We start from the raw sequence: 9388 nt of genomic DNA, 5'->3' as shown, positions 1-9388 counted from the left end.
CCCGCCTGCGCCCCGAACGGAGCGCAGGCACCCCGGTCGGCGGCAGACCCAGGGGGGCCTGCCGCCGACCGGGAAGTCGGCCCAGGGGTGCCGACCACAGAGGAGGAGGAGCAACAGCCGACCGCCGACCGCGCCACGCCGCGCCGACGCCTTCGCCAGAGCGTGCCGCGCGCCAACCGCGTCTGTCCCCGCTTCAGCGACCCCGAGTGGTCCCTCCTCCAGCACGCCGCCGCCCGAGCCGACCTCGCCCCCGGCGGCTACACCGCTGCCGCCGCGGTGGCTGCCGCCGCCAGCACCGACCCCAGCGCTGCCGTCGCTGACTACCGGCGCGGCATCCAGGAACTCATGGAGTCCAACCGCCAGCTCGGCGCCGTGGGCAACAACCTCAACCAGCTCGCCCACTACGTGAACGCCGGCGGCCAGCCGGGCGCCGAGCTCCGCCAGCTCCTGACCCGCGTCGAAGCCTCCATCGACGCGGTCGATGACGCCGTCGACTGGCTCATCCGCCGGTGATCCCCAAGATCCGCACCGGCACCGACCGCGCCTTCCCCCTCATCGACTACCTCTTCGGCCCCGGCAAGCACGAGGAGCACATTGACCAGCACCTCGTCGCCTCCTGGAACGGCTTCGCCCCCGACCCGGGCCCCAACCCGGAGCGCCACCAGGTCGCCAAACTCGCCAACCAGCTCGACCAGCCGGTCAGGGTTCTCGGCAAGCAGGCACCGGCCACCAGGATCTGGCACTGCTCACTGCGCACCGCCCCCGGCGACCGGCACCTCGACGACACGGAGTGGGCCACCATCGCCCGGCGCATCGTCCACGCCACCGGCATCGCCCCCGAAGGCGACACCGCCGCCTGCCGCTGGGTCGCCGTCCGCCACGCCGACGACCACATCCACATCGCCGCCACCCTCGTCCGCCAGGACGGCCGCCTCGCCGGCCTCAGCTTCGACAAGCGCAAGGCCCAGACGGAGGCCCGCCTTATCGAGAAGGAGTACGGCCTGCGCCGACTCAACCCCGGCGACGGCACCGCCGCCAAGAACCCCACCAGCCAGGAGCACTTCAAGGCCGAACGCACCGGCCGCACCGAGCCCCCACGCGAAACCCTGCGCGAAGCTGTCCGCCAAGCCCTCGCCGGAGCCGACAACGAGCAGGAGTTCTTCACCCGCCTACGCGAAGCCGGCCTGCGAGTGAAGCTGCGCCACGCCCCCTCCGGCGACGTCCTCGGCTACAACGTCGCCTTGCCCGGCGACCGCAACCGCACCGGCGAGCCCATCTGGTTCCCCGGGTCCAAGCTTGCCCCCGACCTCTCCCTGCCCCGAATCCGCCGCCGCCTCGACGCCGCACCCACCACCGGAACCCCGGAGCCGGACGACCGCCCGGCCCGCGCCGACCGTTCCGCTCCCGCCCGCCGCCGCCGGGACGCCGTCGGCATCGCCGAGAGCACTCTCGCCGTCCTCGACCAGGACGACGACGAAGCCGCCGCTCAACTCGTCGGAGCGGGCGAACTCCTCGACGCCCTCGCCCAGACCTCCCCGGCCGCCACCCGGACCGAACTCCGAGACGCAGCCCGAGCCTTCGAACGCGCCACCCGCAGCCACGTCCGCGCCGAGAACGCCGACATCCGCGCCCTGCGCTCCGCCGCCCGCGGCATCGTCCAGGCCGGCAGCGCGCTCGGCCGGGGCGAGGACGGCGGCGCCACCGCCATGGCCCTGTCGACCTTCGTCCTGGTCACCCTGGCCGCCGCCCGCTGGCACTCCGCCCGCGGCCATGCCCAGCAGGCCGCCGCCTCCCGCCAGGCCGCCGACCACCTGCGTACCGCCTACCAGCAGGCCGCAGCTACCCCGATGCGCACGATGCGCGAAGCAGGCCGAGCTCTGCCAGAGGCCGACCGCCGCCGCCACGAAATCACCATCCACACCGTCCTCGACAGCGACCGGCGGCCGTCGGCACGGGGCAGCGACCACGACGCCCTGGCCGCGGTCCTCGCCGAAGCCGAGAAGGCCGGCCACGACCCGAAGGCTCTGCTGGAGGAAGCCGCCTCCTGGCGCGAACTCGACACCGCCCGCAACCGCGACGACGTCCTGGTCTGGCGCATCCGCCGCATCGCTGACCTCCCCGCGAGCCCCGAGCCCCCGCACCAGGCCCCGGCAACCACCAGGAACGGCGCGAAGCCGGGCCGGACCGCACAGCGCATCGCACTGCAACCGGCCCAGCCCGCGCCTGACCTGCACCGTCCGACCCCGCGCCGCTAACCCCACCGGCCCGGCGGGCACAAACCCCTCGACACCCGGTCCCACCAGGTGTTACGCAAGAACCTGAGCACCGAATGGAGAGCCCGTGACCAGAACCGACGAGCGCACCACCACCACCACGAACCCGACCACCACCACCTCGGCCGCCTCCGACCCCCTTCTGCAGCTGGAGTACGACAGCCGACCCCCGAGCGGCCCGGACGCGGTGCGCCTCGTGAAGTGCCCCACCGAACTGGCGCTCCGCGGAGTGCCCGTCATCTGCCCCACCTGCCGAGCGCGCCGGGACTGGCTGCTGATCAACCACCGCCGCCACGTCTGGATCGGCTGCCGCTGTGGCACGGAGTGGCTGGAGCCGGAGATCACCCGCCGGGATTTCGACGCGATGATCGCCGACCCGACCTGGACGCACTACCGCACCCTCGATGAGGCCCGCAGCGTGCTGGGGTTCGACGGACTCTTCGCCGGGCTCTACCTGGAGTAACGAGCGGTATTGCATCGGATGCAACATCCGGCATGTGCTGCGCATGGTGGTGAGCTGCGACTTTACCGGGGGATCGGCTGGGGCCGGTCCCCCGGTTGGCGTTCCTGGCGGGGCGGGCGCAACCGATGCAACGATGTTGCGTTGGATGCAACGTGAACAGAGTGCTGGACCTGCCGGGAGCAGCCCATCCGGTGCTGGCCTCCGGGGTCGCCTATCTCGATTCGGAACCGGCTGCCGTCGAGGCGACGCTAGAGGGCTCGGCGCTGCAGCAGCGGGCCCGGTTTCTGGATGTTGAGCGGACGATCGCGCCGCGGCTGCGGCTGGTTCGGTGTTTCGCGGAGTACACCAACGAGTACCCGTGGCAGTGGACGCCGTTGGAGACGGAGCCGTTCATCGACAGCCTCCGATCGCGCCGGCAGGGTCTGGCTGTGTCGACGGGGCGGAGATACCAGGACGCGCTGCGGCTGTTATGCGGCTATGCCACCGATGGCCGGTACGGGTGGCTGGCTCGGTATCTGGACCTCTTCGTACGGTGCCGGTGCTGTTCAATGCGGCGGACGGACGGGTGGAGGAGACCCGGGCCCGCCGACGCAAGGGCGCTCTGGCCGCGCTGCGGGACGCGGTCGCATTGAAGACGGTGTACGCCTTCGGTCTGCGGCGCCGGAGAACGCGCGGGTTCGCCGATTCCCGGTCTCCCGGCAATAGGAACTCGAGCGTTGGCTTAGTGGGCTGTCGGAGCTCGGGTTCAGTGGTGTCTGGAGGTTGCCCAGCGGGGGCGTGGCGTTGGTCAGTGCTCCGCTGTCTGGCGAGGAGGGGCACCAGCTTCCTGCGTAGCGGCCCAGGTAGCGAGCAGGCGTAGGCCCTGTTCGCTGGGTGAGCCAGGTTCGGCGGTGTAGATCGTGAGGGTGAGGCCAGGTTCGGCGGCCATGTTGAGTCCTTCGTAGGCGAGAGTGAGGTCGCCGACCGCGTGGTGGTGGAAGCGTTTGGTGCCGGTGCCGTGGTGGCGGACGTTGTGGGTGCCCCAGCGGGTGCGGAACTCGTCGCTGCGGGTGGAGAGCTCACCGACGAGGTCGTGCAGGTCCTTGTCGTGGGGGTCGCGCCCGGCCTCGGTGCGCAGGATGGCCACCGCAATGTCGGCGGCCTGGTCCCAGTCGGGGTAGAAGCGGCGGGAGGCCGGGTCGAGGAATTGGAACCGGGCGAGGTTCTTCTGGTTGCCGGGGACGTCGTACACCTCGGCGTAGAAGGCGCGGGCGAGCTGGTTGGCGGCGAGCAGATCCATCCGACCGTTGCGGACGAACGCGGGGCCTGCAGTGACGGCGTCGAGCATCCACTGCAGGCTCCGGTGCGCCTTCCACTGGCGGCTGGTGCGCCGGCGGGGCCGGGCGAGGGTGTCGGAGCCGTCGGCTGCCTGGGCGAGGTGCAGCAGGTGGGCACGCTCGGCGTCGTCGAGCTGGAGCGCGCGGGCTACGGCCTCCAGGACCGCAGGTGAGACGCCGGCGAGGTTGCCGCGCTCCAGTTTGGCGTAGTACTCGACGCTCATGTCCGCGAGGGCGGCGACCTCGCTGCGGCGCAGGCCGGGCACCCGGCGGCGGCTGCCCGTCGGCATGCCGGCCTGCTCGGGGCTGATCTTCGCGCGCCGCGAGGTGAGGAACTCGCGGACCTCCTGGCTGTTGTTCACGCCTTCGACGGTACGGGCCGCCGGGCCCGGGAGGGATGTACTGCCGGTACACCCCTTGATGGTGACTCGCTGCGCGCACCGGAAGCGCCTTTCCTGGAGACGTGGCGCTCCCCGGCCAGCCCCGCCGGCCTCGGGCCCGCGCCCGACACGCATTCGGCAGTGGCCGGCACGCCCGGCTGTCCGCCCCGGAACACGAAGGAATCCCTCTCATGCGCGGCGCAGTCATCCACGCCCCCCGGGACGTCCGCTTCGAGACACTGGACGACCCGAAGATCCTCCACCCCACCGACGCGATCATCCGAACGGCCGTGACCTGCGTGTGCGGTTCGGACCTGTGGCCCTACCGCGGGGCGGAGCCGGTCGGCGACCCGCACCCGATGGGGCACGAGTATGTCGGCTTCGTGGAGGAGGTCGGCTCCGCCGTCACCTCGCTGCGGCCGGGCCAGTTCGTGGTCGGCTCGTTCGCGACCTCCGACAACACCTGCCCGAACTGCCTGCGCGGCTTCCAGTCGAACTGCGTGCACCGCGAGTTCATGTCCACCTGCCAGGCCGAGTACGTCCGTATCCCCAATGCCCAGGGCACCCTGGTCGCCATCGACGGCACCCCGGGCGAGGAGTTCTGGCCGGGTCTGCTGGCGGTCTCGGACGTGCTGGGCACCGGCTGGTGGGCCGCCGACGCGGCCGAGGTCAAGCCCGGCTCGACCGCGGTGGTGGTCGGTGACGGCGCGGTCGGCCTGTGCGCCGTGATCGCCGCGAAGGAGATGGGCGCCGAACGGATCATCGCCATGTCCCGCCACGCCTCCCGGCAGAACCTCGCCCTGCAGTTCGGCGCCACCGACATCGTCACCGAGCGCGGCGACGAGGGCGTGGCCCGGATCAAGGAACTGACCGGCGGCATCGGCGCCGACAGCGTCCTGGAGTGCGTGGGCACCGCCCAGTCCATGCGACAGGCCCTGCACTCGGCCCGACCCGGCGGCAGCGTCGGCTTCGTGGGTGTCCCGCACGGGGTCGCCGTCGACGGCCAGGAGCTGTTCTTCTCCCATGTGGGCCTGCGCGGTGGCCCCGCCCCGGTGCGCCGCTACCTGCCTGACCTGATCGAGCGCGTCCTGGCCGGCAGCATCGACCCGGGCAAGGTCTTCGACCTCACCGTGCCGCTGGACCAGGTTGCCGAGGGCTACCGCGCGATGGACGAGCGCCGCGCCATCAAGGCCCTCCTCAAGCCCTGACCGCGACGGTCGAACCGGCCGGGGCCCGGCGGCGGGCCACCGCCCGCACCGGGCCCGCAGGCCCCGGCCACCCGAGCCCCAGGACGACACCCATGCCCGCCCCGCTGCGCCACGCCCTGCTCCGCCTCGCCCCGCCGGCCGCACTGCTGTCGCTGGTCCTCGGCCACCTCGACGCCGACCCCGGCCGCCTGGCCCGCGCCGAGAAGATCACTCTCGAAGCCACCCCCTGACCCGCCCCCGCCCACGGAAAGAAGCCCGTATGCCCCGCCCCGTCGGCCCCGCCACCGGCAAGCTCCCCTTCGTCGTGTGGGTGCTCGCCGCCGGCACCTTCCTGATGGGCACCACCGAGTTCGTCGTCGCCGGGCTCCTCCCGGAGATCGCCGGTGACCTCGGCGTCGGTGTCTCCCATGCCGGACTGCTGATCACCGCCTTCGCCGTCGGCATGATCGCCGGCGGCCCGACCATGGCCCTGGCCACCCTGCGCCTGCCCCGGCGGCGGACCCTGGTCCTCGCCCTGGCCGTCTTTGCGCTCGGCCACGTCGTCGCTGCCCTCAGCACCGACTTCACCGTCGTTCTCGCCGCCCGCCTCGTCACCGCGCTGGCCACCGGCGCGTTCTGGGCCGTCGGCTTCGTCATCGCCACCGAAGCGGCGGGCCCCGGCCGCTCCATCCGCGCGGTGGGCGCCATGATGGGCGGCCTGACCCTGGCCAACGTCGTCGGCGTTCCCCTCGGGTCCGTCGTCGGGCAGGCCACCGGCTGGCGCGGTCCCTTCTGGGCCCTGGCCGTCCTCGCCGCCCTCGCCGCCTCGACCGTGGGCCGCCTCGTCCCCGACACCGGGCACCGGGCCGAGGTGTCGGCGCGTGCCGAGGTCCGGGCACTGCGGCAGGGCAGGCTGTGGTTGGCACTGGCCGCCGCCGTCCTGATCATGGGCGGCGTCCTGGCCACCTACACGTACATCACGCCGCTGCTGACCGGCCGCGCCGGCATCCCGGAGAACGCCGTGCCGCTGGTGCTGGTCGCCTTCGGCGCCGGCGCGCTCGGCGGCAACACCATCGGCGGGCGGCTCGGCGACCGCCGCCCCATGGCCACCACGATCACCGCCGCCGCGGCCACCGCGGCCGTCCTGCTGCTGCTCGTCCCGTTGTCCACCAACCCGGCGACGGCCGTCGCCCTGGTCTTCCTCATGGCCCTGACCGGCTTCGCCGTCAACCCCGTCGTCACCTCGCTGGCCGTCCGCTTCGCCGGCGACGCCCCCATCCTCACCTCCGCCCTGACCACCTCCGCCTACAACACCGGCATCGCCGCCGGCTCCGCACTCGCCGGCCACGCCCTCGGCACCGGCCTTGGCCTGACCGGACCCGCCCTCGTCGGCGGCATCCTCGCTGCCCTCACCCTCCTGCCGCTGGCCGCCCTCGCCCTTCGCGGAGCCGCCCGGCCCGCACCGGGCCCCGCCCCACGGACCGGCTCCGTGCCGCCACCGGCCGCCCCGCACGCCGCCGGCACACAGATCCCCGTCGGCCGGTGAACCCCGAACCTGTTGGGAGAACACCGCGATGAACCCCGTCTACGACTTCACCGGCCAGGTCGCCTTCGTCACCGGCGCCTCCTCCGGGATGGGCCTGGACACCGCCCGCGCCTTCGCCGCCGCCGGCGCGGCCGTCGCCCTCGCCGACCTCGACCGGCCCGCCCTCCACCAGGCCGCCCGCGAACTGGCAGACCAGGGCCACCAGGTCCTGGCCCTGCCCTGCGACGTCACCGACGAGCAGCAGGTCGCCGCCGCCGTCGACCGCACCGTCGCCACCTTCGGCCGCCTCGATGCGGCCTACAACAACGCCGGCATCCAGATCCCGCCCGCCGACGCCGCCGACGAGGACGCCGAGATCTTCGACCGCGTCCACGCCGTCAACCTGCGCGGCATCTGGGCGAGCATGAAGCACGAGCTGCGCCACATGCGCGCCCAGGGCAGCGGCGCGATCGTCAACTGCTCCTCCCTCGGCGGCCTGGTCGGCATCCCCGGCCGCGCCTCCTACCACTCCTCCAAGCACGGCGTGATCGGCCCGACCGGCAGCGCCGCCCTCGAATACGCCCCCCGCGGGATCCGCATCAACGCGATCTGCCCCGGCACCATCGACACCCCGATGGTCCAGGACATGATCGCCAACGGTGAGCTCGACCGCGCCGAAGCCGAGGCGAACCAGCCCATCGGCCGGCTCGGCACCGCCGAGGAGATCGCCCAGGCCGTCCTATGGCTGTGCAGCCCCGGCGCGAGCTTCGTCGTCGGCGTCGCCCTGCCCGTCGACGGCGGCTACGTCGCCCGCTGAACCCCCGAGCACTGCCAACACCTGAGAAAGGCCGACCGCCATGGAACTCGTCCAGCCCCAGCCCACCAGCAAGGCCCCCGCCGACTGGTTCACCGGAGACGTCTGGTGGGACGTCATCGTCGCCGGGCAGGAACCCTCCCGGATGCGCGCCAACCTGGTCCGCTTCGCCCCCGGTGCCCGCACCCACTGGCACGCTCACGCCGTCGGCCAGACCTTGCACGTCGTCTCCGGCACCGCCCTGATCGGCACCCGCGACGGCACCCTCTTCGAGGCCCGCCCCGGCGAGACGGTCAGCTGCCCGCCCGGCGAGGAGCACTGGCACGGCGCCGCCCCCGACCGCTTCATGGAGCACATCGCCATGTGGGAGGCCACCGCCGACGGCACCCCCGAGACCACCTGGGCCGAACCCGTCACCGACCAGCAGTACAACGGCCCCCGCACTCGCCAGCGGTAGCGGGCACCCCGCCGCCAGGCCGTCCTGACAGGCCGGCGACGGGGCGCCTCGCCCAGGCCCGTGCCCCAGTCGGTATCAGCTCTCCAGACGGCGCTTGCTGAGCCAGGCGACCATCTCAGGGTCGTGGTGGTCGAAGAACAGGGTCTTGCCGGTGTCGAGAGCCGCGATCTGCGCCAGCTCCTCGTCGGTGAGGGCGAAGTCGAAGACGTCGATGTTCTGCGCCATCCGGTCGGGGTTGACGGACTTGGGGATGGTGACGATGTCGCGCTGGACCAGCCAGCGCAGCACGACCTGGGCGACCGACTTGCCGTGCGCCTCGCCGATGCCGGCGAGGACGGGGTGGGTGAACAGGTCGTTCTTGCCTTCGGCGAAGCCGCCCCACGCCTGGTGCTGCACCCCGTGCTCGCCCATCAGGGCCTGGTCGGCGGTCCGCTGAAAGAAGGGGTGGGTCTCGATCTGGTTGACGGCCGGGGCGGTCTCGTTGTTGAGGATCAGGTCCAGCAGCCGGTCGGGGTAGAAGTTGGCGACGCCGATCGCCCGCGCAAGGCCCTCGCGGTTCGCGGCCTCCATGGCGCGCCACTGACCGTAGACGTCGCCGTAGGGCTGGTGCATCAGGTACAGGTCGACGTGGTCCAGGCCGAGCTTGGCGAGCGAGGTCTCCAGCGCGCGGCGGGTGTTGTCCTGGGCGGGGGCGTCCTGGACCCACAGCTTCGTGGTGACGAACAGGTCCTCGCGGGGGATGCCGCTGTTCTTGATCGCGTGGCCGACGGCTTCCTCGTTGCCGTAGGCGGCGGCGGTGTCCAGCAGCCGGTAGCCGGCCGCGAGGGCGTCGGTGACGGCGCGTTCGGTCTGGTGGGCGGGGATCTGGTAGACGCCGAAGCCGAGGATCGGCATCTGGAGGCCGTTGTTCAGGGTGACGTGCTGCACGGTGTTCTTCCTTCGCTGTGCGGGGTGTGTCGCCGGTCGCCGGACA

11 protein-coding genes are annotated in these 9388 nt (G+C 72.6%); 9 read left to right on the top strand and 2 right to left on the bottom strand.

The window, feature by feature from the left end; all coding sequences use genetic code 11:
• Positions 1-87 precede the first annotated feature (87 nt).
• The 4 genes from ACFVXH_RS29010 (at position 88) to ACFVXH_RS28995 (ending at position 3368) form a co-directional block, all read left to right on the top strand.
• Positions 88-513, top strand: a complete 426-nt coding sequence (locus ACFVXH_RS29010; protein WP_387828647.1) for a MobC family plasmid mobilization relaxosome protein — start codon at positions 88-90, stop codon at positions 511-513.
• Entirely contained in the window at positions 510-2255 is a 1746-nt protein-coding gene (locus ACFVXH_RS29005) for a relaxase/mobilization nuclease domain-containing protein (RefSeq protein WP_387828645.1), read from the top strand. Before ACFVXH_RS29010 ends, ACFVXH_RS29005 begins: the two co-directional genes overlap by 4 nt.
• An 85-nt stretch (positions 2256-2340) precedes the next feature.
• Positions 2341-2736 carry a hypothetical protein gene (locus ACFVXH_RS29000; RefSeq protein ID WP_387828643.1) on the top strand — a complete coding sequence of 132 codons (396 nt, stop codon included), beginning with the start codon at positions 2341-2343 and terminating at the stop codon, positions 2734-2736.
• 152 nt (positions 2737-2888) lie between these two features.
• Complete coding sequence (locus tag ACFVXH_RS28995; protein WP_387828641.1) at positions 2889-3368, top strand: hypothetical protein; 480 nt, start codon at positions 2889-2891, stop codon at positions 3366-3368.
• Positions 3369-3523: 155 nt separating this feature from the next.
• On the opposite strand, the gene ACFVXH_RS28990 is transcribed toward ACFVXH_RS28995, so the two are convergent.
• Positions 3524-4414 (bottom strand): helix-turn-helix transcriptional regulator, encoded by an 891-nt coding sequence (locus ACFVXH_RS28990; RefSeq protein WP_387828639.1) that lies wholly within the window; start codon positions 4412-4414, stop codon positions 3524-3526.
• Positions 4415-4623: 209 nt separating this feature from the next.
• On the opposite strand from ACFVXH_RS28990, the gene ACFVXH_RS28985 reads away from it, so the two are divergent.
• From ACFVXH_RS28985 to ACFVXH_RS28965, 5 genes are all read left to right on the top strand, one after another.
• Entirely contained in the window at positions 4624-5640 is a 1017-nt protein-coding gene (locus tag ACFVXH_RS28985) for a zinc-dependent alcohol dehydrogenase family protein (RefSeq protein ID WP_387828637.1), read from the top strand.
• A gap of 92 nt (positions 5641-5732) precedes the next feature.
• On the top strand, positions 5733-5870 hold the full coding sequence (locus ACFVXH_RS28980; protein ID WP_158077717.1) for a hypothetical protein: 138 nt from the start codon (positions 5733-5735) through the stop codon (positions 5868-5870).
• 29 nt (positions 5871-5899) lie between these two features.
• A complete protein-coding gene (locus tag ACFVXH_RS28975) occupies positions 5900-7165 on the top strand; it encodes an MFS transporter (protein ID WP_079272243.1) in 1266 nt (421 codons plus the stop codon).
• Between the two features lie 28 nt (positions 7166-7193).
• Entirely contained in the window at positions 7194-7961 is a 768-nt protein-coding gene (locus ACFVXH_RS28970; RefSeq protein WP_074003069.1) for a glucose 1-dehydrogenase, read from the top strand.
• A 40-nt stretch (positions 7962-8001) separates the two neighbouring features.
• Entirely contained in the window at positions 8002-8415 is a 414-nt protein-coding gene (locus ACFVXH_RS28965; protein WP_074003068.1) for a cupin domain-containing protein, read from the top strand.
• Positions 8416-8490: 75 nt separating this feature from the next.
• Here the strand turns inward: ACFVXH_RS28965 and ACFVXH_RS28960 are convergent, their stop codons facing one another.
• The gene (locus ACFVXH_RS28960) at positions 8491-9342 is read right to left on the bottom strand and encodes an aldo/keto reductase (protein ID WP_387828634.1); all 852 of its coding nucleotides are present in this window, start codon (positions 9340-9342) and stop codon (positions 8491-8493) included.
• Positions 9343-9388 lie beyond the last annotated feature (46 nt).

This window comes from Kitasatospora sp. NPDC058184, assembly GCF_042883725.1.
Taxonomy (GTDB): domain Bacteria; phylum Actinomycetota; class Actinomycetes; order Streptomycetales; family Streptomycetaceae; genus Kitasatospora.
Note: the sequence above shows the minus strand (reverse complement) of the source record. Positions and strands in the feature narration are given on the sequence as shown.

Bases quoted from the DNA above. Each gene is read 5' to 3' on its own strand.
- ACFVXH_RS28975 (WP_079272243.1), top strand. From the start codon at position 5,900: ATGCCCCGCCCCGTCGGCCCCGCCACCGGCAAGCTCCCCTTCGTCGTG.
- ACFVXH_RS28985 (WP_387828637.1), top strand. From the start codon at position 4,624: ATGCGCGGCGCAGTCATCCACGCCCCCCGGGACGTCCGCTTCGAGACA.
- ACFVXH_RS28980 (WP_158077717.1), top strand. From the start codon at position 5,733: ATGCCCGCCCCGCTGCGCCACGCCCTGCTCCGCCTCGCCCCGCCGGCC.
- ACFVXH_RS28965 (WP_074003068.1), top strand. From the start codon at position 8,002: ATGGAACTCGTCCAGCCCCAGCCCACCAGCAAGGCCCCCGCCGACTGG.
- ACFVXH_RS28970 (WP_074003069.1), top strand. From the start codon at position 7,194: ATGAACCCCGTCTACGACTTCACCGGCCAGGTCGCCTTCGTCACCGGC.